28 protein-coding genes are annotated in these 24,997 nt (G+C 63.4%); 23 read left to right on the plus strand and 5 right to left on the minus strand.

The annotated features are described in order from the left end of the window. Positions 1 to 8: 8 nt before the first annotated feature. The 13 genes from MB818_RS05490 (at position 9) to MB818_RS05550 (ending at position 12,420) form a co-directional block, all read left to right on the plus strand. A complete protein-coding gene (locus tag MB818_RS05490; protein WP_238904275.1) occupies positions 9 to 686 on the plus strand; it encodes a hypothetical protein in 678 nt (225 codons plus the stop codon). 4 nt (positions 687 to 690) lie between these two features. Continuing rightward, positions 691 to 918 carry a hypothetical protein gene (locus tag MB818_RS05495; RefSeq protein ID WP_238904277.1) on the plus strand — a complete coding sequence of 76 codons (228 nt, stop codon included), beginning with the start codon at positions 691 to 693 and terminating at the stop codon, positions 916 to 918. Positions 919 to 1,061: 143 nt separating this feature from the next. Beyond that, positions 1,062 to 1,289 (plus strand): DUF6511 domain-containing protein, encoded by a 228-nt coding sequence (locus MB818_RS05500; RefSeq protein WP_238904279.1) that lies wholly within the window; start codon positions 1,062 to 1,064, stop codon positions 1,287 to 1,289. A 10-nt stretch (positions 1,290 to 1,299) separates the two neighbouring features. Continuing rightward, positions 1,300 to 2,097, plus strand: coding sequence for a hypothetical protein (locus tag MB818_RS05505; RefSeq protein WP_238904281.1), 798 nt, complete (start codon positions 1,300 to 1,302; stop codon positions 2,095 to 2,097). Continuing rightward, complete coding sequence (locus MB818_RS05510; protein ID WP_238904282.1) at positions 2,094 to 2,840, plus strand: hypothetical protein; 747 nt, start codon at positions 2,094 to 2,096, stop codon at positions 2,838 to 2,840. Before MB818_RS05505 ends, MB818_RS05510 begins: the two co-directional genes overlap by 4 nt. Then, positions 2,771 to 4,156, plus strand: a complete 1,386-nt coding sequence (locus tag MB818_RS05515; protein ID WP_234219773.1) for an ATP-dependent DNA helicase — start codon at positions 2,771 to 2,773, stop codon at positions 4,154 to 4,156. Before MB818_RS05510 ends, MB818_RS05515 begins: the two co-directional genes overlap by 70 nt. A 10-nt stretch (positions 4,157 to 4,166) precedes the next feature. Continuing rightward, positions 4,167 to 6,731, plus strand: a complete 2,565-nt coding sequence (locus MB818_RS05520) for a VapE domain-containing protein (protein WP_234219772.1) — start codon at positions 4,167 to 4,169, stop codon at positions 6,729 to 6,731. Between the two features lie 449 nt (positions 6,732 to 7,180). Beyond that, on the plus strand, positions 7,181 to 7,702 hold the full coding sequence (locus tag MB818_RS05525) for a crossover junction endodeoxyribonuclease RuvC (protein WP_234219771.1): 522 nt from the start codon (positions 7,181 to 7,183) through the stop codon (positions 7,700 to 7,702). A 5-nt stretch (positions 7,703 to 7,707) separates the two neighbouring features. Beyond that, complete coding sequence (locus tag MB818_RS05530) at positions 7,708 to 7,902, plus strand: hypothetical protein (RefSeq protein ID WP_234219770.1); 195 nt, start codon at positions 7,708 to 7,710, stop codon at positions 7,900 to 7,902. After that, a complete protein-coding gene (locus MB818_RS05535; RefSeq protein ID WP_234219769.1) occupies positions 7,895 to 8,317 on the plus strand; it encodes a DUF6362 family protein in 423 nt (140 codons plus the stop codon). Before MB818_RS05530 ends, MB818_RS05535 begins: the two co-directional genes overlap by 8 nt. A gap of 144 nt (positions 8,318 to 8,461) precedes the next feature. Next, positions 8,462 to 10,270: a GAF domain-containing protein gene (locus MB818_RS05540; RefSeq protein WP_238904284.1), complete on the plus strand. Its 1,809-nt coding sequence runs from the start codon at positions 8,462 to 8,464 to the stop codon at positions 10,268 to 10,270. A 597-nt stretch (positions 10,271 to 10,867) separates the two neighbouring features. Further along, entirely contained in the window at positions 10,868 to 12,196 is a 1,329-nt protein-coding gene (locus tag MB818_RS05545) for a site-specific DNA-methyltransferase (RefSeq protein WP_238904286.1), read from the plus strand. Then, positions 12,193 to 12,420 carry a DUF7220 family protein gene (locus MB818_RS05550; RefSeq protein ID WP_238904288.1) on the plus strand — a complete coding sequence of 76 codons (228 nt, stop codon included), beginning with the start codon at positions 12,193 to 12,195 and terminating at the stop codon, positions 12,418 to 12,420. Before MB818_RS05545 ends, MB818_RS05550 begins: the two co-directional genes overlap by 4 nt. 81 nt (positions 12,421 to 12,501) lie before the next feature. Here the strand turns inward: MB818_RS05550 and MB818_RS05555 are convergent, their stop codons facing one another. From MB818_RS05555 to MB818_RS05565, 3 genes are all read right to left on the minus strand, one after another. After that, on the minus strand, positions 12,502 to 12,768 hold the full coding sequence (locus tag MB818_RS05555) for a phasin family protein (RefSeq protein WP_234237368.1): 267 nt from the start codon (positions 12,766 to 12,768) through the stop codon (positions 12,502 to 12,504). A gap of 192 nt (positions 12,769 to 12,960) precedes the next feature. Then, entirely contained in the window at positions 12,961 to 13,482 is a 522-nt protein-coding gene (locus tag MB818_RS05560) for a DUF3489 domain-containing protein (RefSeq protein WP_238904290.1), read from the minus strand. Positions 13,483 to 13,576: 94 nt separating this feature from the next. Further along, positions 13,577 to 13,846, minus strand: a complete 270-nt coding sequence (locus MB818_RS05565; RefSeq protein ID WP_238904291.1) for a hypothetical protein — start codon at positions 13,844 to 13,846, stop codon at positions 13,577 to 13,579. A 113-nt stretch (positions 13,847 to 13,959) separates the two neighbouring features. Here MB818_RS05565 and MB818_RS05570 point away from each other — a divergent pair, with 113 nt between their 5' ends. The 10 genes from MB818_RS05570 (at position 13,960) to MB818_RS05615 (ending at position 23,737) form a co-directional block, all read left to right on the plus strand. Further along, positions 13,960 to 14,544: a hypothetical protein gene (locus MB818_RS05570; protein ID WP_238904293.1), complete on the plus strand. Its 585-nt coding sequence runs from the start codon at positions 13,960 to 13,962 to the stop codon at positions 14,542 to 14,544. Then, positions 14,492 to 17,584, plus strand: coding sequence for a terminase gpA endonuclease subunit (locus MB818_RS05575; RefSeq protein ID WP_238904295.1), 3,093 nt, complete (start codon positions 14,492 to 14,494; stop codon positions 17,582 to 17,584). The genes MB818_RS05570 and MB818_RS05575 overlap by 53 nt, the downstream gene beginning before the upstream one ends. A gap of 3 nt (positions 17,585 to 17,587) precedes the next feature. Continuing rightward, positions 17,588 to 17,803, plus strand: a complete 216-nt coding sequence (locus MB818_RS05580; protein WP_238904297.1) for a phage head-tail joining protein — start codon at positions 17,588 to 17,590, stop codon at positions 17,801 to 17,803. A gap of 56 nt (positions 17,804 to 17,859) precedes the next feature. Next, on the plus strand, positions 17,860 to 19,317 hold the full coding sequence (locus tag MB818_RS05585) for a phage portal protein (protein WP_238904298.1): 1,458 nt from the start codon (positions 17,860 to 17,862) through the stop codon (positions 19,315 to 19,317). Positions 19,318 to 19,321: 4 nt separating this feature from the next. Continuing rightward, entirely contained in the window at positions 19,322 to 20,305 is a 984-nt protein-coding gene (locus MB818_RS05590) for a head maturation protease, ClpP-related (RefSeq protein ID WP_238904300.1), read from the plus strand. 6 nt (positions 20,306 to 20,311) lie between these two features. After that, positions 20,312 to 20,677: a head decoration protein gene (locus MB818_RS05595; protein ID WP_238904302.1), complete on the plus strand. Its 366-nt coding sequence runs from the start codon at positions 20,312 to 20,314 to the stop codon at positions 20,675 to 20,677. Positions 20,678 to 20,707: 30 nt separating this feature from the next. Then, positions 20,708 to 21,721 carry a major capsid protein gene (locus tag MB818_RS05600; protein ID WP_238904304.1) on the plus strand — a complete coding sequence of 338 codons (1,014 nt, stop codon included), beginning with the start codon at positions 20,708 to 20,710 and terminating at the stop codon, positions 21,719 to 21,721. Further along, a complete protein-coding gene (locus MB818_RS05605; RefSeq protein WP_238904306.1) occupies positions 21,721 to 22,032 on the plus strand; it encodes a head-tail joining protein in 312 nt (103 codons plus the stop codon). Before MB818_RS05600 ends, MB818_RS05605 begins: the two co-directional genes overlap by 1 nt. Positions 22,033 to 22,037: 5 nt before the next feature. Then, positions 22,038 to 22,670, plus strand: coding sequence for a DUF6441 family protein (locus tag MB818_RS05610; RefSeq protein ID WP_238904323.1), 633 nt, complete (start codon positions 22,038 to 22,040; stop codon positions 22,668 to 22,670). Positions 22,671 to 22,864: 194 nt separating this feature from the next. Beyond that, positions 22,865 to 23,737 carry a homocysteine S-methyltransferase family protein gene (locus MB818_RS05615; RefSeq protein ID WP_238904308.1) on the plus strand — a complete coding sequence of 291 codons (873 nt, stop codon included), beginning with the start codon at positions 22,865 to 22,867 and terminating at the stop codon, positions 23,735 to 23,737. A 180-nt stretch (positions 23,738 to 23,917) separates the two neighbouring features. Here MB818_RS05615 and MB818_RS05620 read toward each other — a convergent pair whose 3' ends face one another. Together MB818_RS05620 and MB818_RS05625 are read right to left on the minus strand one after the other, a co-directional pair. Continuing rightward, positions 23,918 to 24,220 carry an SH3 domain-containing protein gene (locus tag MB818_RS05620; protein ID WP_238904309.1) on the minus strand — a complete coding sequence of 101 codons (303 nt, stop codon included), beginning with the start codon at positions 24,218 to 24,220 and terminating at the stop codon, positions 23,918 to 23,920. Between the two features lie 231 nt (positions 24,221 to 24,451). Beyond that, on the minus strand, positions 24,452 to 24,997 hold a 546-nt coding region (locus MB818_RS05625), incomplete at its 5' end, for a hypothetical protein (RefSeq protein WP_238904311.1).

A 24,997-nucleotide genomic window follows, 5' to 3' on the forward strand; every position in this document is an offset into this window, starting at 1 on the left:
TGGCCCCGATGGGCGAGCTGATCCCCGATGGCACTTTTGCCAAGGTGATGATGAAACTGCGCCCCGGCGGTGCAAATGGCGCCAGCGAAATGGATGCGGGGCTTCTGAAAGCCTCGCCGCACAGCGATGCGAAGATGCTCGACTGTGAATTCACGGTGACCGAGGGGCCCTATGCCCGGCGCAAGTTCTGGCAGAACTTCACCGTGGCAGGCGGCAAGCTTGACGAGAAGGGCCAATCGAAAGGCTGGAACATCTCGAAGAGCACGTTCCGAGCCATGATCGACAGTGCCCTCGGTCTCAAGCCCGATGATTTGAGCGAGGCAGCCCGTTCCAAGCGTGTGATCGCTGGGCTCAAGCAGCTTGATGGCATCACATTCGCCGCACGGATCATGGTCGATATCTCGGACAACCAAAATTACCGCGACAGCAATAAAATCGCGAATGTGGTGCTGCCCAATGAGCCGGCCCACGCCGCGATCATGCGTGGGGAAAACGTCTCGCCCGAGCCGGTCAATGCGCCGCCGCGCAAATCACCGGCGGCGGTGCCTGCAGCCTGGAACGCGCAAGCCCCTGCCCAGACGGGCTGGTCCAACGCGCCACAGCAGGCCCCGGCCGCGCAAGCTCAACCTGGCACGTCCACATCGGCAGCAACGCCCGGCGGCGCTCCGGCCTGGTTGAACAGCTGAATCCATGGCCCCGGATGAATGGCAGGCGCATGTCACGCGCGAAGCGGCAAAGGATATTGGCAAATGGCTAGAGGCCCGCGGAAAACTGGATCGGCCCATCGCAAGCCTGCGGCTCACGGATCTCGACGCCATGGCCTCGGTGGCCATCAGCCGCTTCGTCGTTCTGGCATCCCGCAAGGTGAGGGAGGCCCCGAGGGCATATCCGGAGCTCGAAAACCTGCTGATGGGGTGAGCCGTGTCTGCGCGGTTTGCGGCCGAGAAGCTCGGGGCTTCGGCTTCTGCCTGCGCCTCCAGTGGTTGCAGTTCCCGTTTCACAAATTCTGTTCGCGCCGGTGTCAGGACATCGGCGCGGACCTCGCAAAGAGGAGACACGGAATGATTGATAAGACAGCACGCGAGGCCCAGGCCATCCGCGACGCCCGCAAGGATTTTGCGGAAGCATTGACGGCGCTCGACCTGATGACCCCGTTTTTTGACCGCACCGCGGCCGAGATCGATCAGCTGATCGAGGCGGCGGTCACCGGCTACATCGACAGCATGCAGACCCAAGGCGCGCAGCCGGAACGCGACGGCCGCCTGCCTGACGACCCCATTCCATTTTGAGGTACTCCCCATGATTGATCTGAACCACGGGTCTGGCGCGCAATACGCGACCTCGCGTCCCACGCCCGACATCACCACGGCTCTCAGCGATGTGATCGACATCGGCCTTGGCGTCCGACAGCGCAGGGAGCGTCCGCGTCGCTATGTCAGCTCTTCTGGTCTTGGTCGCACCTGCTTGCGTCAGATTCAGTACGATTATCTGGCCGTGCCCAAAGACGAAGGTCAGGAGTTCGCGCCCAAAACCCTCCGCATTTTTGAGGCGGGCCATCGCGGCGAGGATATGGTTGCCAGTTGGATGCGCCTTGCGGGGTTTGACCTGCGCACTGAGCGCGACGACGGGCGCCAGTTCGGCTTCACTGCCTTGGGCGGACGGTTCAAGGGTCATATTGATGGCTGCATCGTCAGCGGCCCGGTCGAGATGTCCTATCCCGCACTTTGGGAAACCAAGGCGCTCGGGGCCTCGAGTTGGAAGGACACGGTCAAGCGCGGGGTCACAGTTTCAAAGCCTGTCTACGCGGCGCAGATCGTACTCTACCAGGCCTATCTGGAACTGCCCAACCCGGCGCTCTTCACCGCGCTCAATCGCGACACGATGGAAATCTACGCCGAACTGTTGCCGTTCGATGCAGCACTTGCCCAGCAGATGAGCGATCGCGCTGTCGCTGTAGTACAGGCGTCGGACGCACAGGAAATGCTGCCGCGTGAGGCGGCTGAGCCGACCTCGGTGGTCTGCAAAGGCGGTATGGCCGCGGGCCATTGGCATCCAGCCTGTGCATGGGCGCAGCGTTGCTGGGGGGCCAAGCAATGATCCCTCAGGCTTACGAATTTAAGCGCATCGCATCCCGGTTTCGGCAGGTATCGACCTTCGGTTTTCTCTTTGAAGGCATCGAGACCGCGCCGGTCTATTATTTCGATGATCAGGAAAGCTTCGACAGCGACGCAGTAGGTGCGCTGCGCGCGCAAATGATTGCTGGACCGCCCCGGCTGCCGCACCCTTGCGTCGTCTTCGAGGTCAAGGACCGGGCTCCGCAACGCGCCTCACTGTTGGTCTACGCACGTCAGTTTGATGATCGCGTCGAAGCAGCCTTCCTCTTTAAGGACCAGCGCAAGCGACAATGGACGGATTGCCTGATCCACGCCGTATTCTCCGAACCCGGGTTGGCCGAAGGATATCCGAACCCAAAGCTGGGCGAGGATGAGATCAGCATTTACGGCGAAGTTGCGACTGGCATCGTCTGGCGGGCCCTGAGCATCCTGTCTCAGGTGGCAGAGGTGAAGCCACGAACCATCATGCCAGCTTTGCGCAGCAAATATTCGAAGGCGGGCGTGCGCGGCTGGACCTGGCATCAAATCACGATCGATCCGGAACGGCTGCGTGCGAAAAGCGCGCCGCAGGGCGGCACCCATGCCGGCCCGCGATGGCATATCCGACGTGGCCACTGGCGTCGGCTCGCAGACGGCCGTCGTGTCTTTGTGCGCCAATGTCAGGTCGGCGATCCCATGCAGGGAGGCGTGGTCAAGGATTACATCGTAAAGGGATCAGCCGCATGACCAGTTTCACGCCTTCCAGCGGTCAGGCGGCCGCCATCCGCGCGATCAAGACCTGGTTTGAAACCCGAACCCACGAGCAGCAGGTGTTCCGGTTGTTCGGGTATGCGGGAAGCGGGAAATCGACGGTGCTGAAATTCGCACTCGATGAACTGGGCCTTTCGCCACACCGGAGCGCCCGCGACGGCACCTGCGTGCCGGGCGTCGTCACCGCCACATTCACCGGCAAGGCGGCGCTGGTCTTGACCCGAAAGGGCACGCCTGCGCGCACCATCCACAGCCTGATCTATTCGGTATCGGAGGCAACCGAAGAGGAAATCGCAGCGGCAGCGAAGAAAGTGCTCGAAGCAGAAATCAGCGTCAAATCCTTAACCGGGTTTGACCGCACTGCGGCGGAAGCCGGGATTGAGGCGATGCGCCAGGCGCTATCCGCGATGAAAAAACCGCGTTTTGCGTTGAACGCGCAAAGTGATGCCGCTGACGCCAGACTGATCGTACTCGACGAGGTGTCCATGGTGGGCGAGGAGATGGCGCGCGATCTGATGAGCTTCAAAAAGCCCATCCTTGTGCTGGGTGATCCGGGTCAGCTTCCACCCATCAAGGGCGACGGGGCATTCACCAATGTCGCCCCGGATGTCATGTTGACCGAGATCCACCGACAGGCATCCGAGAGCGCCATCATCCGGCTGGCCACCATGGCGCGCGAGGGTCAGCCGATCGGCTTCGGCAGCTATGACGACCATGTCGCCAAGATGCACAAGGCTGATATCACGCCGGATCAGGCGCTGCGGGGCGGGCAGCTGATTTGCGGAATGAACGCGACGCGGCTGCAGCTGAACAATGCCATGCGTGGGGCGGCTGGCCTGCCCGGTGGCGTCCTACCCTCAGGTGCCGCCGAGAAAATCATCTGCCTGAAGAACCAGAACGACCTCGGGTTGATCAATGGTATGTTCCTGACGCTCGAACACATCGTGGACGAGGGCAGTCTCTTCTTCTCGGCCGAGGTGACCGGCGAGGATGGTCGGCGCGTTGGTGCGCCGGGCAGCAATGGAAAACCGGGGCGTTTGCGCATCTACAAGGGGCATTTCGAGGATCACTTCGCGTTCGATCGCACTCGCCATGACCGCGATTGGAAGGAGAAAAAGCATCTGACCGAGGCAACGTTTGGTTGGGCGATTACTGCTCACAAAGCGCAAGGCTCTCAATGGGAGAACGTGATCGTCTGGGATGATGGGCTTGGCCGCAGCGAGATCGACCGCCGCCGATGGCTCTACACTGCGATCACCCGCGCTGAGCGCGGCCTTGTACTCCTTGCATGAGGTATGGCCCATGATCGACCTCAACGATGTCTTCGTCCCGGCTGCCCGCCATGATTTGAACGCCATCAAAGCGCGGCTGACTGCGACGGCCCGCGATTGGTTGCCTCCCCTGTTTCCGGAGGCACAGCTGACCCATGACAAACGAGCGATGCGTTGCGCCGACCTTTCCGGGCGCCGTTCTCGTGGTGAGGGCTCGTGTGTCATCCATCTCGATGGGCCTTATGCAGGCTGGGGCTTCGACTTTGCGACGGGCGAACGCGCGGGGCCTATCGACATGATCTATCACGCCACAGGCATGAGCGAAGGGCGCCTGTTTGATGAGGCAGCCCGTCTGGCCCGTCTGAAATGTGACCTGCCAGCACGACCCGCTGCGCCAGTACGCCCCGATCACAGCCTGGAAATCCGCCGCATACTGGACGAATGCGAGCCCTTGGCAGGAAGCCTTGCCGACACGTACCTGCAATCGCGTGGGCTGAGCGATCCGGGCTCACCGGATCTCCTCTCGCATCCTGACCTCACGGATTACGACAGTCGCCGTGGTTGGCCGGGCATGCTCGCGATCCCGCGCCTGGCCAATGGCGATCCGGTCGGCGGGATCCATCGCACCTTCCTGTTGGATGACGGCAGCGGCAAGGCACCGGCGGGCAAGAAGATGCTGGGCACGATCACGGAGGCGGCGGTCCGGCTTTTTCCTTTGGCCAAAGATGGTCATCTGGGCGTGGCGGAAGGGATCGAGACGGCGCTCGCGGCCAATGTGATCTTCGGAACGCCAGTCTGGGCGGCCTTGTCGGCCGATGGCATGGCACGGTTCAAATGGCCCGAAGGCACGCGCCGCATTACCATCTTTGCCGATGCGGGCCATACCGGCCGTCAGGCGGCCGCCACATTGTCAGACCGGTTGAACATGGCAGACATCCCAAACGAGGTGATTGCCCCGCTCCATGGTGATGATTTCAACGACGATCTGCTGCGAGGGGCCGTGAAAACGGATTACGGCAGTCCGGAAATCATCCCCGAAGGCGCGCTTGTTGCCGACGATGCCCCGGCGAGCACGCTTTCCGGAGGGCTGGAACGTGCCGTCGAAGCGCTGGCCGCCGCAACCGAGGCGCTCACCAATCCACCCGATCTCACCGAGCTGGGCACCCTCATGGGGCGCATCGTTAAAGAGCGACTTGAGCCCATGGAGGAACGCCATGTGCTGTCGTTGATCAAGGCGCGTACTGGGATCGCGATGTCGATCCTCGACAAACAGCTTGGCGTCTTGCGCCGCCGTTTGAACAGCACCGGCGATCTTGTCAAGCCTGTTACACGCCCAGCTTGGGCGAACCGGCTGCGCCTCGATCTTTCCGGGACGCCCGAGCGCAACGAGGCCAATGTCATCATTGCTCTGAGTTCCGATCCGGCCTTTGCCGGCACTATCGCCTTCGATGAATTCCGCCAGGAAGTGGTCGTGTTGCACCCAGTGCCTTGGGATGCGCAGGATATGGACTATCCGCGGCCGTGGGAGGACAGCGACGACATCCGGCTGGCTGAATGGCTGCAGCACCGGGAAGTGAATGTCGCACCTCTGGTTGTCGGGCGCTCAGTTGGGGCCTTTGCCCGCGAACTCCGCATTCACCCAGTGCGTCGCTATCTAGACCAGCTGCAATGGGACGGTACGCCCCGGATCGAGACCTGGGCCAGTCGCTACCTGGGCGCTGAGCCCACGGATTTGACCCACGCCATGGGCAGCCTGTGGCTGATATCAGCCATTGCGCGCATCTATCGCCCCGGTGTGAAGGCCGATCACATGTTGATTCTCGAAGGTGAACAGGGCGCGCGCAAATCCACTGCCCTGAAAATCCTTGCGGGCGCGGACTGGTTCACCGACGAGTTGCCCGATCTCGGATCCAAGGATGCGGCCATCCATATGCAAGGTGTCTGGATCGTGGAAATCGCCGAACTCGATGCCATTGGCCGAGCAGAGGTCTCGCGCATCAAGGCGTTTCTCACCCGCACCACTGACCGGTTCCGACCACCCTATGGCCGCCACACGGTCGAGATCAAACGCCAATGTGTCTTTGCCGGCACGGTGAACCCAGACACCTATCTGCGCGATGAGACCGGCAACCGCCGCTTCTGGCCGATCCGCTGCGGCGAGATCGACATCGAGGCGCTCCGCCGGGATCGCGATCAGCTCTGGGCTGAGGCTGTGGCTCGGTTCAGGGCCGGGGCTATCTGGTGGCTGGAAGACAGGGGTCTGCTCGAAGCTGCGCGCGATGAGCAGGACAAACGGTACCAGTCCGATGCTTGGGATGGCTTGATCGATCGTTGGCTGACGCATGAAAAGCGCGTTGTAAATCGCGGATATGCCGGTGGTGCTGACTGGCAGGATGAAGAGGTTGAGCGACTGCAGCCACTACGAGACGTATCTGTTGGCGAGATTCTCGCGGAAGCAATCGGAATCGAACCGGCGCGGTGGACGAAACCGGATCAAATGCGCGTTGGTTCCTGGCTGACGTCCCGAAATTGGGAGCGGTATCAACGCCGGACAGGCGAGGCACGGGAATGGCGATATCGCAAACGTCCAACTTGATGGCTTCGCGCCACAGCATCGAGGACGCATAGCGAACAGGTGGGGCATCCGATAGGGTGCCCCTTGGCTTTTGTGGTGTCACTACCACGCATTTGTCACCATCTCGCCGAGAAGATGGTGACAGAAATAATCCTGTGAAAACAATGCTGTCACCATTGTCACCACTGGAACGCCCAACTTCCTTCCTTATACATATACATGTGTATTCCGGAGTAACCTTATGCCTTCTCATACATACAAAGCCATTTAGTGGAGACAGGTGGTGACAGTGATGACAGCGTTGTTTTTATTGACATAATTTTGTCACCAGTCATGGGGGCTGGTGGTGACAGGCGGTGACAAGGATCTGACCGCGGGACGTAATGAAATTTTCTTGCTCGGCCGAGTCCGGGCCAGTATTTTGGTCAAGACCAAAGCCGAAGGCCCACTTGAATTCGTGAGCCTTCACCATGAACACACAAGAACTGATCCCGACAGAGACGCTGCCTGAGACCTTTGGCGGCGAGAAAACCATCATAGCCCTCGACCTCGGCACCACTACCGGCTGGGCCGTCCGTGGCTATGATGGTCTGATCACCAGCGGCACCGTCAGCTTCAAACCCGGTCGCTACGATGGCGGTGGCATGCGCTACCTGCGGTTCACCAACTGGCTGACTGAGATCGACCGTCTGTCTGGCCCGATCGCAGCGATCTGGTTCGAGGAGGTCCGCCGACATCTCGGCACGGATGCAGCGCATGTCCACGGTGGCCTTCTGGCAGTTCTGACAAGTTGGGGCGAATTGCGTGGCGTGCCTTACCAGGGCGTGCCTGTGGGTACCATCAAGCGCCACGCGACCGGCAAGGGCAACGCACCCAAACAGGCCATGATCGATGCAGCGCGCAAGCGTGGTTTCAGCCCCACAGACGACAACGAGGCGGATGCCATCGCCATCCTGCACTGGGCAATGGAAACGCAGGGAGGGTTGGCCTGATGGGCATGCGCTTCACTCCCAAGGGTTACGGCGGCCAACGCCGTGACCCCGAACAGGTCAAGCGCGACGGATGGCAGGAACAGGGCGTTCTCGCGGTCTCGGCGGATGACGACCGTCTCACCTGGCCCGAACGCGAACTCGTCCGCCAACTGGGCGAGAAACTATACGGCCAGCGGCAGAAGGAGGTTCAAGGTGACTGACTGGACAACCGCGATGGCGCAGGACCGTCTTGAACTCGCCGCCGATGTCTTCGCACAGCTGCCAGCGGTGAAACCGCAGGGCTACTTCAACGCCTGGCCCGAGTATTTCCACAGTTTCGCCGATCAGGTCGGCCAGGAGCCGCAGATGCGCCGGCCTCGCCCGAGCCCGCGCCAGATCACGGAGGCCGAGGAGGCGATGCTCTGGCTTCGGTGGGTCGACAAGGATATCGGCCAGATCCTTTGGGCGCGGGCCAACCGAAAGCAGTGGAAGCACATCACCTGGGAACACGGCATCAGCCGGGCCACAGCGCACCGACGCCACGAATATGGTCTGGCGGTGATCGCCTTGCGGCTGAACGGCAAGCGCGTGCCGACGAAGCGATCGATGGAGTTCGTGATCGGGCGCGCGAGGTGAGACCGGAGTTTCATTGGGCCGCAGCCGAATGGAGCGGTCGCGGAGAGCGGGGGCTTTAATGGACTTTAGGCTATGCGTTTTTCTGGCGGCGGAAGTCTGGTAAGCCTGAGTTGATCATTACAGGCGAAGAATTGGTGGCAGGCCATGCAGGAAAGCACAGATCGGGATAATCTGTTGGTCGAACTGCGTCATGGACTTCGGCGTGAAGAGGCTATTCGGAGCATTCTCGAGGTCATTCAAAAGTCACGCGAGGACGAAGGGCCCGTTTTCGAAGCCATTCTTACTCAAGCAGCGGAACTGTGCGCAGCAAGCCAAGCGTCTTTGCAACTTGCAAATGCAGAGAGGACGCAATTCAAAATTGCCTATTACTGGGGATTTGAGGAAACGGCCTTCAGCGTGGGAGGTTCTGCGCCCTTGAACAGCGGGCGACCGATTCCTGAGGTTATTCGAACCGGCAACACGATTAATATTGCCGATCTGATCGACACCGATCTGTATCGTGAAAAAGATCCCGTTATCAAGCATGTGGTGGAAATCGAGGGTGTGCGTTCTTGGCTGATAGTGCCTCTGATGAACGGACCGCTGGCGATTGGTGCGATAGCTCTAAGCCGCAAGGAGGTCAGACCTTTTGTCAAAACCGAAATTCAACTGCTCGAGAGCTTCGCCGCACAAGCCGTCATCGCCATCGAGAACGTGCGCCAGTTTCGCGAGGTGCAGGAGAGGCTGGAGCGCGAAAGAGCAAACGGCGAGATACTTAGCGTCATCTCCTGGAGCCGCGATGACGAAAAGCCGGTCTTCGACGTTATCCTCAGCAACGCCAGCCAGCTCTGCAACGCCTCCGTCGCTGCGCTTGTGCTGCTCGACGGGGCACGAACCGAACTGACCATTGCAGCTTTGCAGGGAAGTTTCAGGAATTTCGCTGTAGGGACATCTCGCTTCCCGCTCGACGGTGATTTCGGCGCCTGCGCTGCCGTCCGCGAAACCCGCATTGTTCATCGCCGTTCGACAAGAGATATCCAGAATGTCGAAGCGCGTCGGAACCTTGAGGATGATGGCGTCCGCACCGTCCTGTGGGTTCCCCTTATGAAAGCAGCCGAAGCCATTGGAGTTTTAGGCCTTTTCCGGTCTTTTGAAAGTCCGTTCTCTGACAGCGAAATTGCCCTTGTGGAAACTTTCGCCGCCCAGGCCGTGATAGCGATCGAGAACGTACGACAGTTCCGGGCGCTTGCCGACCGCACCGCCGAAGTCGAAGCGCTCAACGCCTCGCTCGAAACCCGTGTGAGCGAACAGGTCGACGAGATAGAGCGGATGGGCCGGCTGAAACGGTTCCTGCCTGCCGCCGTGGCAGATACGGTGATCTCGTCCGGCTCGGACAAGATGCTGTCCAGCCACCGCGCGCTTCTGGGCGTGCTGTTCTGCGACATCCGCGGCTTCACGGCCTTCTGCGAGACCGCCGAACCGGAAGAGACCATCGAAGTCCTGCAGACTTACCACCAGGAGATGGGCAAGCTGATCAATGTCCATGGCGCGGGCGTCGATCACCGGATGGGCGACGGGATAATGGTGCTCTTCAACGATCCATTACCATGCGACGACCCAGCGGGAGATGCTGTCCGGTTGGCCATCGCAATGCGGACCCGGATGGCCGAGTTGTGCCGGAGTTGGAAGCGCATGGGCTATCGGCTGGGCTTCGGGGTTGGGGTGTCCCTCGGATACGCTACGGTCGGCATGGTCGGGTTCGAAGGCAGGTTCGACTATACAGCCTCGGGCACTGCTATCAATCTTGCCTCGCGCCTTTGCGATGAGGCCGTTGATGGTGAGATCCTTCTCAGCCCCAGAGCGGCAATCGCCGTCGAGGACGACTTTCAGGTCGAGTCTCGCGGTGAATTGAGCCTCAAAGGACTTCGGGAACCGATTGAGGTATTCCGATTGGCCAGCGGCTATTCGACGTGACCGTGGACATCAAAAGGTTTTCTAGAGATCCGCTGCGGGCTCTCTCGTGCTGTTCTCTGCGATCTTTTCCAACGACCGCTTCGGCCGCAAGACCCATCGGCTGCCAGTTGCGCCGGACGCTCGTGTCAACGAAATTCGAACCCGCGAGACAATTTCCGGTGAGACACCGGAAGCCGAGACCTCTCGCGAGAGATGGGCTAGAAACGGGTAAGATGGCACGAAGCGTGAGAAACGCGGAAGCGTGATCGAATGAGGGGTTCGAAGAAGGCGAACGGGGAGCAATTGACCACACAAACTGTTCTCCATCCGGATTCGCCAGACACCTAACCCATTGAAATTGAACGGTTCCTTTCCGGGCCGAAACGTATGCTGGGGGGCTTGGCGCGCAACTTCGTCAGCGACAGGCCCGTTTTTTTGGGAAGCCACCAGGAGCCGGTATCCACTTTCGATGCCCTGAAACCTTTTGAATTCAAACACATGACCGGCGGCGTGGGGTGGATACCCCGCGGATACCGGAGTCCAGCCTGGAAGCCGGTGGACTCCGGCGTACTGGAGTCCACTTCGGCGGATGCCGATCGATCACCGACAGGAACCTGCATGACCCTTGCCTTCGCCCCCGAGCGGATCGAGACCTGGCCGCTTGCGCGCCTGCAGCCCTACGCGAAGAACGCGAAGGTGCACGGGCCCGACCAGGTCGCGAAGATCGCCGCCAGCATGGCCGAGTTCGGCTGGACCGTGCCGTGCCTCGTCGGCGAGGACGGCGAGCTGATCGCGGGCCATGGCCGGGTGCTGGCCGCGACGCAGCTCGGACTAACCGAGGCGCCGGTGATCGTGCTCGGGCATCTGACCGAGGCGCAGCGGCGGGCCTACCGGATCGCGGACAACAAGCTGACCGAACTCGGCACCTGGGACGAGGCGCTGCTCTCGGCGGAACTGAACGACCTGCTGGCCGAGGATTTCGACCTGTCGCTGGTCGGCTTCTCCGATGGCGAGTTGGACAAGCTGCTGGCCTACGTCGCGGAAGACGACGGTGAAGAAGGTGGCGCCGGTGGCTCCGTGCCGCCGGTGACCATCCCCGAACCGCCGCGCAACCCGGCGTCGCGGACGGGCGATCTGTGGATCCTCGGCGATCACCGGCTGCTCTGCGGGGACTCGACTTCGCGCGACGATGTCCGTCGGCTGATGAACGGTGAGCGCGCGGCGCTGTTCGCAACCGACCCGCCGTATCTGGTGGACTACGATGGTTCGAACCACCCAACGCGCAACAAGGACTGGTCGCAATCCTATGGCGTGACCTGGGATGACAGCAGCCAGGGCGCCGAGCTCTATGACGGCTTTATCGCTGCCGCAGTCGCGGAGGCGATCACGGAAGATGCGGCGTGGTACTGCTGGCACGCCTCCCGCCGCCAGGCGATGCTCGAGGCCTGCTGGGAAAAGGCCGGCGCCTTCGTCCACCAGCAGATCATCTGGGTGAAGGACCGCGGGGTGCTGACCCGGTCCCACTATCTCTGGAAGCACGAGCCCTGTTTCATGGGCTGGCGCCGCCCGAACCGCCCGCCGAAGGTCGCCGAGCAGACGCTGCCCTCGACCTGGGAAATGCCCAGCTTCGCGAAGGACGAGCGCCCCGACCATCCGACGCCGAAGCCGCTCGATGCCTTCGGGATCCCGATGCGCCAGCACGTCGCCCGTGGTGGCCTCTGCTACGAGCCGTTCTCGGGCTCCGGCTCGCAGATCATGGCCGGTGAGGCCAACGGCCGCCGTGTGTTCGCGATGGAAATCAGCCCCGCCTATGTCGATGTTGCCGTCGAACGCTGGCAGGCCGGGACCGGCCGCGACGCTATCTTCGACGGTGACGGCCGGACCTTCGCCGAGGTGAAAGCGGGGCGGCTGGACCTGTCCGCGAACGACGAGGATGCGGCCGCGTGAAGCAGTCGCGCCTCATGTCGCTGGTCGAAGCCGTCGCCAACGTGGTGATCGGCTACGGCGTCGCGGTCGTCACGCAGATTCTGATCTTTCCGGTCTTCGGGCTGCATACGACGCTCGGGCAAAACCTCGCCATGGGCGGGATATTCACGGTTGTCAGCATCTCGAGATCCTTCGCGCTGCGCCGCCTGTTCGAGGCGATCAGGGTATGGACAACACGGTTCTAGCTGTGGTGAGCGAATTGACAGCTGCGCCCGGTGCTTCAGGCATTCCGCGATCCAGATTCGCTCAAGATGCCGACAGCGGCATCAGAGAGGAACATCGTCGTAAGAGCGCGAATAAGCGGATTTTGCACTACCCAGGGCTTGCGCCGTCGAATTGGACATCATTCCGGCGAAGCGGCCTGCCTCTGACAAGTACTGCTCAAAAGCATTCTGAAAATACTCGGATTGCAGCCGAATGAAATCTTCCGGTTTTTTGCAGGTAAGCAGAGCCTGCTGTGTCTCCAGTGCGTGCTGAAAGCGGGCCGTTGCAAACCGAATGCTTTCGGTCGTGATGTCATACCAAGTTGTCATGTCGAGTTTGTCTCCATTTCCATCGAACACGATCCAAGGGGCGGTGGTTGATGAGGTGACGGTGTCCAGTTTGCCGACCTCACGATCGGTTTCCTGCCACCTCTCTCACCGAACCTGCTTCGAGCAATCGCATTCCTCGCGGAATGCTCATGCAGCCTGGCCTGGACCAACATTCTATGCTGCTGGCGTTGATCAGACTTCTCCGGATTCGGCAAGTCGATAGACACGCCCGCGTCCCTGGACCTTCTCGGAGGTGACCTCGAGGCAGAGGCGCTTTTTGAGGGTGCCTGCGAACATGCCCCTCACGGTATGCGGTGCCCATTGCAGGGCCGCGGTGATCTCCTCGATGGTCGCGCCGTCCGGAGCGCGCAGCATGGCGATCAGGGTCGCCTGCTTGGTGCCCGTGCGCGGCGTGCGCGTCTTGGGCGCGGGTTCGGGGGCAGCGGAGGTGTCCGGTTCGATACCGACAGCAGCGAGGCCTGCCTCGGTGGCAACCAGCGTGACGCCGTGGCCGTCGCCGGTCTCGCGCCAGACGGGTTCGCCCTTTCGCATGTCCGCTTCGACCTCTTCGAGCAGGCCCTTCGCGAGCATCGCGCCGACCGCCTTTGCGGCGGCGCCCCCGCGCAGGCTGTCGGGCAGCGGAAGGGCGATGCGGTCGGCGCGCCGTGCAGCGGCGCCGAGGATGATGGCTTGGGTATCGGAAAGCTTGGTCATGGGGTCGTCTCCGTATTCGGGCCCGCGTCATGCGGCGCCTTCTACGACCCCGAACCGCGCCTTGGCGCGGCGGGAGCTCCGGCTGAACCGGAGATCACTCGGCATGTTCGCCCTCGCCGAAGGCGCTGTCGGTAATGCGCTTCAGGAGGCTGGCGTAATGGTCAAGGGTGCCGACATGGCCCCAGTTCACCTCATCGGGATGGACGTTGAAGTGGTCGTCGCTGAGCGCCTGCAAGCGGGCGAGCATCTCGTCGATCTCCGCCTTCTTTGCGATGAAAGCGTTCAAGGCCGCTTCCTTGTTCCGCCGGGCCTTCTCGGCGCGCAACACGTGGCGGGGCGTTGTTTGCGGGTTCAGGCGGGTCATCGGGGTGGCTCCTTGGGTCGAGTTGCATCGCTTCGCTGGAGACAGTTTCCCTCTGTCCGCGATGCTTATCAACTCTATAAGCACATGATCTTGAATGATAATCGGAGGCACCGATGCAGGGCATGAGCGAGCGCCAGTATGCCGCCCATGTCGGGCTGTCGCGCGGCGCGATCCAGAAGGCGAAGGCCGCCGGTCGGCTCGTCCTGCACGAGGATGACAGCATCGACGCAGCGGCTTCCGACCAGCGGCGGGCCGAGACAACGGACCCGTCGAAGACCCGCAAGCCTCCCGCACCGAAGCTGAAGCCCGTCCCCGAGGCGGCGGTCGCCGCCGTCGGCGACACGCTCCGCGAACAGGGGATGGCGGTCCCGGCCGTCGGGGGCGGCACGACCTTCCTTCAGGCCAAGACGGCAAACGAGGTTCTGAAGGCGCAGGAACGGCGCATCCGGCTCTCGAAGCTGAAGGGGGAACTGGTCGATCGCGCCCGGGCCGAGACGCTGATGTTCCGGCTCGCGCGCGACGAACGCGACGCCTGGGTGACATGGCCCGCGCGGGTCGCCGCGCTGATGGCCTCGGAGCTCACCGCGGCGCTCGGGGACGGATACGAGGTGGAGGCGGCACTGATGCAGAAGGTTCTGGAGACCCATGTCCGCGCCCAGCTCGACAGCCTTGCGGAGATCCGGCCCGGGCTTGCCTGACGATGTCCTCGGGTTCGACGGCGCCGCGGCTCTGATCCGCGCCTGGTCGCGGGGTCTGCGTCCTGATCCTGACCTCACCGTCTCGAGCTGGGCCGACCGCCACCGGAAACTCGCCTCTCGGGCCTCGGCCGAGCCAGGGCAGTACCGGACCGCGCGCACGCCCTACATGCGCGAGATCATGGACCGGCTCTCGCCCGGCGATGCGACCCAGCGGATCGTGTTCATGAAGGCCGCACAGGTCGGGGCCCCACTGGCACTCGATACGGCCATCCCCACGCCGTTCGGCTGGACGACGATGGGCGAGATCGCCGCGGGCGACCTGGTCTACGATGAGCGCGGTTGCATCGCGCGGGTCACCGGCCTTTCGCCGGTGTTCGAGGACCGGGCCTGCTTCGCGGTCGTATTTGACGACGGAGAGGAAATCGTCGCGGACGGCGATCATCGTTGGGCAGTCTGGGACTTCACGAACGACCGGCCGGTTGCTCGTACGCTGACCACCGCGGCGATGGCCAGTCGCGTGAGCATCGGCGCCAGGGGAACGCGACGGCGCTATGCCATCGACTGCTGCGATCCGATCGAGATGCCCGAGCAGGACCTGATCCTGCATCCCTATGTGCTGGGGCGATGGCTCGGCGATGGCTCGTCGATCATGAACCACATCTCGGTGCATGAGGAGGATGCCGAGGTTGTCGAGCACCTGCGGGCCTGCAGCGTCGAGGCCGAATTCCGGCTGCCGCACTGGCGCAAGGGCCGGATCGGCAATGTGGTGATCGATCCGACGTTCCGGATGCGGCGTGAGGATGGAGCGTCCCTGTCCGATTGCTTCCGATCGCGCTTCGTGACGCGCCTGCGGCAGCTGGACGTGCTCGACAACAAGCATGTCCCGCTCCCCTATCTGCGGGCGAGCCGGACACAACGGCTCGAACTGGTGCGCGGGCTCATGGACTCCGATGGCACCATCGGACCGGATGGCAAGCGATGCGAGTTCTCGAACGCGGATCGCCGGCTGATCGACGCGATGATCGAGCTGCTTCGAAGCCTCGGATACAAGCCGACCGTCTATCACGGCAAGGCGCGCCGGAAGGTTTTCGGGGCGGACGGCAGACCATCGGACTCGGCGGAATACTGGCGCATATCCTGGACCGCCTATGCCGAGGAGCCGATGTTCCGGCTGTCCCGCAAGCGGGCAAGGATGCGCTCGATCGAAAACGGCCGGCCATGGAAGAGCCGTCGCCGCCGGATCGCTGCAATCCGGCCAGTTCCGAGTGTGCCCGTGCGCTGCATCGAGGTCGATGCACCGAGCCACCTCTTTTTGTGCGGGAAGGGATGGATACCGACGCATAACACCGAGGCCGGCAATAACTGGATCGGCTTCGTGATCCACCAGGCGCCGGGGCCGATGCTGGCGGTCCAGCCGACGGTGGAACTGGCGAAACGCAACTCGCGCCAGCGGATCGATCCGCTGATCGACGAAAGCCCGGATCTTCGGGAGAGGGTCAAGCCCGCGCGCTCCCGCGATGCGGGCAACACGATGCTGTCCAAGGAGTTCGCAGGCGGCATCCTGATCATGACAGGCGCGAACTCGGCGGTCGGGCTGCGCTCGACGCCGGCGCGGTACATCTTCCTCGACGAGGTCGATGCCTATCCGGCCTCGGCCGACGAGGAAGGCGATCCGGTCACGCTGGCCGAGGCCCGCTCGCTGACGTTTGCCCATAGGCGCAAGGTGTTCCTGGTCTCGACGCCGACAATCCGGGGTCTGTCGCGCATCGAGCGGGAGTTCGAGGCGTCCGACCAGCGGCGGTACTTCGTGCCATGCCCGCATTGCGACGCGATGCAGTGGCTGAAGTTCGAACGGCTACGCTGGGAAAAAGGGCAACCGGAAACGGCGGAATATCACTGCGAAAGCTGCGAGACGCCCATTGCCGAGCACCACAAGACGGCCATGCTGGAAGCTGGCGAATGGCGCGCGACCGCCGCGGCCACCGATCCGGCGACGGTCGGCTACCACCTCTCGGCGCTCTATTCGCCAGTGGGCTGGCTCAGCTGGCAGCGGATCGCTCGGGCACATGAAGCGGCACGGGGCAGCGACGAGGCAATGCGGGCGTTCCGGAACACCATCCTCGGCGAGACGTGGATGGAGACCGGCGAGGCGCCCGACTGGCAGCGGCTGGCGGACCGGCGCGAGGCATGGGCCCCGGGCACGGTGCCGGAACGCGGTCTGTTCCTCACCGCGGGCGCCGACGTGCAGAAGGACCGGATCGAGGTCGATGTCTGGGCCTGGGGCAAGGGTTTGGAAAGCTGGCTCGTTGACCACCTCGTGCTCGAGGGTGGGCCCGGCGATCCGGCCTGCTGGCAGCAGCTGACCGACCTGCTGGCGCGGACGTGGACGCATGGCTCGGGCCAGACGATGACACTCGCCCGGCTCGCGATCGACACGGGCTACGAGACCAGCGCGGTCTATGGCTGGGCACGCCAGGTGGGCTTCGCGCAGGTGGCGCCGGTAAAGGGCGTCGAGGGGTTCACAAGGACGAGTCCGGTGACCGGGCCGACCTATGTCGACGCGACCGTCGTGGGCAAACGGCTTCGACGCGGGGCCCGGCTCTGGACGGTGGCGACCTCGACCTTCAAGGCCGAAACCTATCGCTTCCTGCGGCAGGACCGACCGACGAGAGAGGAACAGGCGGCGGGCGCGCTGTGCCCGCCCGGCACGATCCATCTGCCGGACTGGGCGGACGGCGAATGGCTGAAGCAGCTGACCGCCGAGCAGCTGGTAACGGTGCGCACGAAACGCGGCTTCGCGCGGCTCGAATGGCAGAAGCTGCGCGAGCGCAACGAGGCGCTGGACACCCGCGTCTATGCCCGCGCGGCCACGTGGATCCTCGGGGCGGATCGCTGGCCCGAAGCACGCTGGGCCGATCTGGAAGCGCAACTCGGGGTGGCGAAGTCGGACGGGCCCGAGGCGGGTGCGGCAACCGCGCCATCCGTCCAGACACGACCAATGCCGCGCCGACGCACGGTGCGCTCGAACTACATGAGGTGATCCATGGCTACGGCCGCTGAGCTCCGCGCTCGCCGTGACGCGCTGACGGCGCAGCGGTCCTCGGGCGTGGCCCGGGTCAGTTATGACGGCAAGACGGTGGACTATCGCAGCGTGGCTGAAATCGACCGGGCCATCGAGGCGCTAGATCGAGAGATCGCTGCAGTCGAAGGGCGGCGGATCGTGCGCCATGTCCGCGTGACGGCGACCAAGGGCCTCTGAGAACCATGGGCCTCTTCGATCGCTTTCGCCGTCGGGGCCCCGCCGGCCCCTCTGCCATGCACGCCCGTCTCGAAGGCGCCATGGCGAAACGCCGGCTGCGCGGCTGGAACCCGCCGCTGGAAAACATCAACGCGCTGGTCGCCTCGGGCGGTCCGCGGCTGCTGGCGCGGTCTCGCGAGTTGGTGGTGACCAACGGCTATGCGGCCAATGCCTGCGAGGCCTTTGCCGCGAACCTGGTGGGCGACGGGATCAAGCCCTCCTCGCTCATCGGGGAGGCCGACCTGCGCGACCGGGTGCAGCGGCTGTGGCTCGCCTGGACCGACGAGGCGGATGCGGACGGTCTGACCGACTTCTACGGCCTGCAGGCCATGGTGGCGCGCGAGATGTTCGTCGCCGGTGAATGCTTCGTCCGTTTGCGCCCGCGGCGGGCCGAGGACGGGCTGCTGGTGCCGCTGCAATTGCAACTTCTCCAATCCGAGATGCTGCCCTTCGAGAAGACGGAAACGGCGGCCAATAGCAACCGCATCCGCTGCGGGATCGAGTTCGATGCCATCGGCCGACGCGTGGCCTATCACTTCCGCCGCCGCCATCCGGGCGACAGCACCGATTTGGGCGCGGTGATCCCGGAGACGGTGCGCGTACCGGCCGCGGATGTGCTGCATATCTACCGGCCCATCGACGCGGGCCAGATCCGGGGCCTGCCGCATGTGGCCCCGGCCATGGTGCGGCTCTTTCTGCTCGATCAGTACGATGACGCCGAGCTCGACCGGAAGAAGACCGCGGCGATGTTCGCGGGCTTCATCACCAAGAGCGCGCCGGAAGATCCGATGATGGGCGAGAGCGCGGCAGATCTCGATGGCGCAGCCATTGCCAGCCTCGAGCCCGGCACGATGCAGGTGCTGCTGCCAGGCGAAGATGTGAAGTTCTCGTCTCCTGCCGATGTCGGCAGCAGCTACGAGGCCTTCCAGTATCGCACCTTGCTGGCAGTCTCGGCCTCGCTGGGTCTGCCCTATCACCTCGTCACCGGCGATGTCCGGCAGGCGAACTACTCCTCCTTGCGCGCCGAGCTCGTCGAGTTCCGCCGCCGCATCGGCCAGTTGCAGCACGGGGTCATGGCGCATCAGCTCTGCCGGCCGATCTGGCGGCGCTGGCTGGAAACGGCCGTGTTGTCCGGGGCGATCGATGTTGGCGACATGGCAACCGTCCGGCCAGTGCAATGGATCCCGCCGCGCTGGGACTGGGTCGATCCGCTGAAGGACATCCAGGCGCAGGTGCTGGCGATGGAGGCCGGGCTGACCTCGCGCCGCAAGGTGGTCGAGGCGACCGGATATGACATCGAAGAGGTCGATCGGGAGAACGCTTCGGATGCCGCGCGCACAGCCGGTCTTGGACTGCGCTACCGCGCCAGCCCCGGCGAGACGCAGGGCGCGCGGGCGACACCGGCGGCAGCACCCGACACAGACACACCCCCTGGGGACGGCAGCGGTTCGTCCACCACAGCTGAGCAGGAGTGATCCCATGAAATCCTGGTACACGATCCGCGCCCGGGCGTCCGGCGCGGAAGTGCTGATCTATGACGAGATCGGCGCCTATGGCGTCACGGCCAAGGGCTTCCTGGCCGAACTGGGGGCATTGCCCGAGGGCACGCCGGTCGATCTGCGCCTCAACAGTCCCGGTGGCTCGGTCTTCGACGCGGTCGCCATCTACAATGCGCTGAAACGCCATGCCGGTGACATCACCGTCTGGATCGACGGGATCGCCGCCTCGGCTGCCTCTTACATCGCCATGGCGGGCGATACGATCGTGATGCCGGAAAACGCCTTCCTGATGATCCACGATCCCTCGGGGCTGGTGATGGGCACGGCAGAAGATATGCGCGCCATGGCCGAGGCGCTCGACAAGGTGAAGGGCAGCCTCGTCTCGGGCTATGTGGCCAAGTCCGGCAGGCCCGAGGACGAGATTGCCCTGCTGATGGCGGCCGAAACCTGGCTCGATGCGCAGGAGGCACTGGACCTGGGCTTCATCGACCGCATCGCCGCCCCCGTGAAACTCGCCGCCGCCTTCGATGTGGCGCGCTTCCGCAATGCGCCGCCGGAAGTGCTCGAGGCCGCGGCGGAACCCGTCGAACCCACCATCGCCGCTGAAACTTCGCCCGAGGGTGTTCCGGACGGAAACACCCAGGCCGATGCCATGCTTCCGGCACCCGAGCCCGCAAGCTCCGTTGCGGACGACAACGCAGCGCCTGATGCCGCAATCGTCCGGGCGGAGGCCATCGCCCATGCCCGGGCCGTGATCGATCTCTGTCGGCTCGCGGGCCAGCTGCAGATGGCGGGGCACTTCCTCGAGGAGGATGCCGGACTCGATGCGGTGCGGGCGGCGTTGCTGGCCGCGAAGGCGCAGACCGACCCGGAGATCTTCCCCGCCCATGCCCAGCCCGGACCCGGGCCAACTGCAAGACCCTGGGGCGACGTGATCGCCCGCACCTTCCGCCAGAAAGGATAAACCCGAATGCCCATGCTCACCGAGACCACCCATCCCGGCGGCTTCCTCGTCTGGGAGGCCTTCCGCGACTACTCAAGGGAAACCATCACCGTCGCGGCAGGCACGCTCGACCCCGGTACCGTGCTGGGCAAGATCACCGCCTCGGGCAAATACGCCGCCCATGACCCGGCCGCCGTCGATGGCACCGAGACCGCCGTCGCCGTGCTCTGGGGCAAGGCGGATGCGAGCGGGGGTGATGTCCCGGCCGTGGCACTCGTGCGTGGCCCGGCCATCGTCAACCGTCACGACCTCGTCTTCGCGGGCACGCCGACGGATCCCGAGATCGCCGCCGCGCACACCGCGCTGCTGGCGGCCGGCATTCTCACCCGCTGACCTCACACCCATCCCCGAAAGGACCGTCTCATGGCCACCATGGACATCTTCGAGGCCGATGCCTTCTCGGTCATCGAGCTTACCCGCGCGCTGGAGAACATCCCGTTCAAGCCCGCACTGCTCTCGGGCTCCGGCCTGTTCTCACCCCGCGGCGTGCGCTCGCGCACCGTGGTGATCGAAAGCCGCGACGGCACGCTGTCGCTGATCCCGTTCTCCGAGCGCGGCTCGGCCCATGAGCAACAGGTGCCGGAACGGCGCAACATGCGGGCCTTTGTCTGCCGCCAGTTCAAGAAGCAGGACGTGCTCTGGGCCTCCGAGATCCAGTCCGTCCGCGACTTCGGCTCGGAGAGCGCCACCCAGCAGGTGCAGACCGAGGTGGCCCACCGGCTGCGCCGTCTGCGCCAGGATGCCGAGGCCACCTTCGAGTATCATTTCCTCAACGGCATCCAGGGGATCGTGAAGGACCCGAAGGATGGCGCGACCGTCATCGACTACGCCGCCGAGTTCGGGATCACGCCCGTGGCCGAGATCGACTTCGATCTCGACAACGCGAGCCCGGGATCCGGCGCGCTCAGGAAGCGCTGCCAGGCGCTGATCGAGAGCGTCGAGGAAAGCCTGGGCGGGCTTGCCGCGGGCGCGGTGCAAGTGCGCGCCGAATGTGGCTCGGGTTTCTTTGCCGATCTCGTGGCGCACAAGGAAGTGCGGGAGACCTATCTCAACACCGCCGCCGCGGCCGATCTGCGGGGCCGCGTCGCCGACGAGGTCAGCTTTGGCGGCATCACCTTCCGCCGCTACCGGGGCAGCTCCGCCTTTGGCGTGCCGACGGACAAGGCCTTCTTCTATCCGGAAGGTGTCGAGGGTCTCTTCGAGATCTACCACGCTCCGGCGGATACATTCGAGACGGTCAACACCCTCGGCCTGCCGCTTTATGCCCGCACCATCCCGGACCGGGACCGCGACGAGTGGGTGCGGCTTGAGATCGAGTCGAACCCGCTGCCGATCTGCACCCGGCCGCAGGTGCTGCGCTCAGCGCGGCGGACCTGATGAGCGCCTTTGCTGCCGCCCTCGATGCGCTCTTCTCGGATGCGCATCTCGCGCGGGACGTCGTCTATACCGCCGAGGGCGGCGCGCCCTCACTGGTCCGCGCCATCCTGCGGCGGCCGGACGACATCACCGCCTTCGGCGAGGCGCGTCTCTGGTCGGAAACCACCCGGCTCGACCTGCGTCTTGCCGAGGTGACAATCCCGCGTCCTGGCGACCGGATCGAGATCGACGGCGAGGCCTTCCTCGTCCAGGGCGAGCCCGTTCGGGACAGCGAGCGGCTGATCTGGACCGTCAACCTGCACCCGGCATGACCGCCATGAAGCTGAAGCTCGACGTCGATCCCGATATCGTTGCGATGATGGCGGCCGAGGTGAAGGCAGGAGAAAAGGCCGTGACCTCGGCCATGCGCGAGGCCGGCACCGGGCTGAAGACGGCGTGGCGGTTGCAGATCACCGGCGCCGGTCTTGGCCGGAGGCTGGCGAACTCGATCCGGAGCCAGACCTTCCCCAAGGCCGGCGAGAGCCTGAACGCCGCGGCACTGGTGTGGTCGAAGGCGCCGGTCATCGTCGGCGCTCACGACACCGGCCCGCTGATCCGCTCGAAGGACGGGTTTTGGTTGGTGATCCCGTTGCCCGCCGCGGGCAAGTCGCTGCGCGGTGGCAGGATCACGCCCGGCGAATGGGAGCGGCGGCGCGGGTTGCGGTTGCGGTTTGTCTATCGCCGCCGCGGGCCGAGCCTGCTGGTCGCCGAGGGGCGGCTGAACAGTCGCGGGCTGGGCGTGGCGTCACGGTCGAAGACCGGCCGTGGGCGCGCGACCGTGCCGATCTTTCTGCTGGTGCCTCAGGTCAGGCTTCCGAAGCGGCTGGATCTGGGGCGGGATGCCGAGCGGGCGCTCGACAGTGTGCCGGGGTTGATCGTGGCGAGGTGTGTGGAGGGTAAAGTACAGTGATGGTGCCTGTGCTGACGAAGTGGGCTTTCGCTGCGGCTGCGCCAATGACCGCTTCGCTCAAGGTGCATCGGTGACAAACTATGCACCTGTTGTTATGGTCTGAGGACAATTCAGGCGATTGGTCCACGGCGATGTCAATTTATCGAGACTGTTTTCCTCCCGGCAATGCCGACCTGTTCTTGGCCTACACTGGGATGGAAACCGACTTGATATTCAATCACGGCGTAGATTTGCCGGGCTTTGCCTCATACCCGCTTATGAAAACCGCAGAGGGCCGAGAGCTTCTCAAAGGGTATCTGAAGGACCTGATCGCTCTAGGCAAAGAAACGGGTGTCGGTGTCATTCTAGAAAGCCCGACATGGGTTGCAAACCGAGACCGCGGGGCTGCGCTTGGGTACGCTTCCAGCGAACTCAAAACGCTTAATCAAGATGCTATCGCCATGATGGCGACTGTGCGGTCAGAAAGCGACCATGCTCCGACGGTCATCAGTGCAAATATTGGACCGCGCGAAGACGCTTACGCCCCGGAAGCGCAAATGCACTCGGATGAGGCAGAACGCTATCACTCGGAGCAAATTTCGGCATTGGCAGAAACAGATGTGGATGTGATCAGCGGATACACTTTGGCGTATCCATCCGAAGCGATTGGCATGGTCAGGGCGGCCCGCCGGTTTGGGCTTCCGGTGGTCATCTCTTTCACGGTGGAAACCGACGGGCGGTTGCCAACCGGAGAATCACTGGAGGAAGCGATATCGGAGGTCGATGCTGCGACTGACAGCTATGCAGCCTACTTCATGATCAACTGCGCGCATCCTGAGCATTTCTCTGGAGTCCTCGAAGACGCACCCTGGATGCAGCGCGTAAGAGGTATCATTGCCAATGCCTCACGCTGTAGCCATGCTGAACTTGACGAAGCCGAAGAATTGGACGACGGCAATCCAACCGAGTTGGGTGTGCAGTTGTCAGAGATCAGACGAAGGTTCCCTCATATTCAGGTTTTGGGGGGATGTTGTGGCACCGACATGCGCCACATGAAGCAGATCGTGGCTGCTTCCCGCACGCCTTAAGCCGACATTAGCCGCGCTGTAGAAGAATAGAGGTTTGGGCTCCGACCCGTCCTTGGCCGCCACCGCAAGTCAGCGAAAACGAATGCCCACCCCACGCAAAACCATCCTCGCCGCTCTGCGCGCTCGGCTTTCGGCACTGCCCGCCACGGCCCTACGCGGCGGCGAGCCCAAGACTTTCGGTCACAATTTCCGCAAGTATGCCCAGTTTACATACCCCTTGAGCCGACGTGCCTGCTCCAGGGATACGCTGCACCAGCGCGTTCCGCCGGTCTGCTCGCAAGTGTAGACGCGCAGCACGGTGCCGTTCGGCAGGCCAAGGATCACGCGGTACCCGGTTCCCGGGCCTGCGCGCATCTTGAGCATGTCATCCTCTTCGACGCCGGAAATCTCGAAACGCCCGAGCGGCTCGGCAGATGCAAGGTTGGGACTCAGGAAAGCTCCCAAGGAAACCACCGCAACTGCGACGAAAATGGCTTTGCGCATCGTCTTCTCCTGTAATCTGCCTCGACGGGGAGCGTAGTTTGTCGGCCCGCTGAAAGAAACAGCGACACGATTGCAGGGTTCGACTTTCACGACCGATCCGGTTCTCCAAGTGGCTTTGCCGCATGCCGAGCGGGCGCTCGATTGCGTACCGGGGTTGATTGTGGTGAACTGGGCGGAGGGCAAAATCCGGTGACGTCGGCTTTGCGGGACACGTCAGCCACCGCAGACAGATCACATTCGATACCAGTTTTCGACCGCTCGGGCGGCGGCTTCGGAGTCCATGACAGCTTCGATCGCTGCTATCGCGTCCTCTACTTCTCCGGGTGTCGCGAAGATTTCCGAAACACCACCCTGAATATCGTGGGGTGATCCGCTGCTTGTATAGAACATGTCCACATCCAGAGCCCGCGCGTTCCGGTGCTGCAGCAGATGGTCGAAGAACCGGCGATACACTGCCGCGTCATATGCGGGCGTGCTTTCGGCGTCCACCGCTTGGACCAGCCCAAGTTCGATGGACTTCGTGCAGGTCAGCTTCCAGGCCAGGTCCATGGTGGCGGGAGGAGCATCCCTGGCCTCATCCGGGTGCCTTGGATTCGCGAAGGTCTCTCTTCGAAGGGCTTCCAGCTTTCCTCGCATCTCCCTGGTCGGCACTGGATAAACAAAAGCCGTCTCCTGCGATGCCAAGGTGGCCTCAACCTCGTCGGGAAGCACTTTCACCAACTCGGAAAACCTGTTCCCGACGATGGGGACCTCTCCGACGAGAAGGTCCGCGTGATC

Origin of the sequence: Ruegeria alba (assembly GCF_022321465.1) — a bacterium.
GTDB classification, from domain to species: domain Bacteria; phylum Pseudomonadota; class Alphaproteobacteria; order Rhodobacterales; family Rhodobacteraceae; genus Ruegeria_B; species Ruegeria_B alba.

What these genes read in the sequence shown, in the direction of transcription:
- MB818_RS05490 (WP_238904275.1), top strand. Translation starts at nt 9, where the DNA reads ATGGGCGAGCTGATCCCCGATGGCACTTTTGCCAAGGTGATGATGAAA.
- MB818_RS05495 (WP_238904277.1), top strand. Translation starts at nt 691, where the DNA reads ATGGCCCCGGATGAATGGCAGGCGCATGTCACGCGCGAAGCGGCAAAG.
- MB818_RS05500 (WP_238904279.1), top strand. Translation starts at nt 1,062, where the DNA reads ATGATTGATAAGACAGCACGCGAGGCCCAGGCCATCCGCGACGCCCGC.
- MB818_RS05505 (WP_238904281.1), top strand. Translation starts at nt 1,300, where the DNA reads ATGATTGATCTGAACCACGGGTCTGGCGCGCAATACGCGACCTCGCGT.
- MB818_RS05510 (WP_238904282.1), top strand. Translation starts at nt 2,094, where the DNA reads ATGATCCCTCAGGCTTACGAATTTAAGCGCATCGCATCCCGGTTTCGG.
- MB818_RS05515 (WP_234219773.1), top strand. Translation starts at nt 2,771, where the DNA reads ATGTCAGGTCGGCGATCCCATGCAGGGAGGCGTGGTCAAGGATTACAT.
- MB818_RS05520 (WP_234219772.1), top strand. Translation starts at nt 4,167, where the DNA reads ATGATCGACCTCAACGATGTCTTCGTCCCGGCTGCCCGCCATGATTTG.
- MB818_RS05525 (WP_234219771.1), top strand. Translation starts at nt 7,181, where the DNA reads ATGAACACACAAGAACTGATCCCGACAGAGACGCTGCCTGAGACCTTT.
- MB818_RS05530 (WP_234219770.1), top strand. Translation starts at nt 7,708, where the DNA reads ATGCGCTTCACTCCCAAGGGTTACGGCGGCCAACGCCGTGACCCCGAA.
- MB818_RS05540 (WP_238904284.1), top strand. Translation starts at nt 8,462, where the DNA reads ATGCAGGAAAGCACAGATCGGGATAATCTGTTGGTCGAACTGCGTCAT.
- MB818_RS05545 (WP_238904286.1), top strand. Translation starts at nt 10,868, where the DNA reads ATGACCCTTGCCTTCGCCCCCGAGCGGATCGAGACCTGGCCGCTTGCG.
- MB818_RS05555 (WP_234237368.1), bottom strand. Translation starts at nt 12,768, where the DNA reads ATGACAACTTGGTATGACATCACGACCGAAAGCATTCGGTTTGCAACG.
- MB818_RS05560 (WP_238904290.1), bottom strand. Translation starts at nt 13,482, where the DNA reads ATGACCAAGCTTTCCGATACCCAAGCCATCATCCTCGGCGCCGCTGCA.
- MB818_RS05565 (WP_238904291.1), bottom strand. Translation starts at nt 13,846, where the DNA reads ATGACCCGCCTGAACCCGCAAACAACGCCCCGCCACGTGTTGCGCGCC.
- MB818_RS05570 (WP_238904293.1), top strand. Translation starts at nt 13,960, where the DNA reads ATGCAGGGCATGAGCGAGCGCCAGTATGCCGCCCATGTCGGGCTGTCG.
- MB818_RS05575 (WP_238904295.1), top strand. Translation starts at nt 14,492, where the DNA reads ATGTCCGCGCCCAGCTCGACAGCCTTGCGGAGATCCGGCCCGGGCTTG.
- MB818_RS05580 (WP_238904297.1), top strand. Translation starts at nt 17,588, where the DNA reads ATGGCTACGGCCGCTGAGCTCCGCGCTCGCCGTGACGCGCTGACGGCG.
- MB818_RS05585 (WP_238904298.1), top strand. Translation starts at nt 17,860, where the DNA reads ATGCACGCCCGTCTCGAAGGCGCCATGGCGAAACGCCGGCTGCGCGGC.
- MB818_RS05590 (WP_238904300.1), top strand. Translation starts at nt 19,322, where the DNA reads ATGAAATCCTGGTACACGATCCGCGCCCGGGCGTCCGGCGCGGAAGTG.
- MB818_RS05595 (WP_238904302.1), top strand. Translation starts at nt 20,312, where the DNA reads ATGCCCATGCTCACCGAGACCACCCATCCCGGCGGCTTCCTCGTCTGG.
- MB818_RS05600 (WP_238904304.1), top strand. Translation starts at nt 20,708, where the DNA reads ATGGCCACCATGGACATCTTCGAGGCCGATGCCTTCTCGGTCATCGAG.
- MB818_RS05605 (WP_238904306.1), top strand. Translation starts at nt 21,721, where the DNA reads ATGAGCGCCTTTGCTGCCGCCCTCGATGCGCTCTTCTCGGATGCGCAT.
- MB818_RS05610 (WP_238904323.1), top strand. Translation starts at nt 22,038, where the DNA reads ATGAAGCTGAAGCTCGACGTCGATCCCGATATCGTTGCGATGATGGCG.
- MB818_RS05615 (WP_238904308.1), top strand. Translation starts at nt 22,865, where the DNA reads ATGGAAACCGACTTGATATTCAATCACGGCGTAGATTTGCCGGGCTTT.
- MB818_RS05620 (WP_238904309.1), bottom strand. Translation starts at nt 24,220, where the DNA reads ATGCGCAAAGCCATTTTCGTCGCAGTTGCGGTGGTTTCCTTGGGAGCT.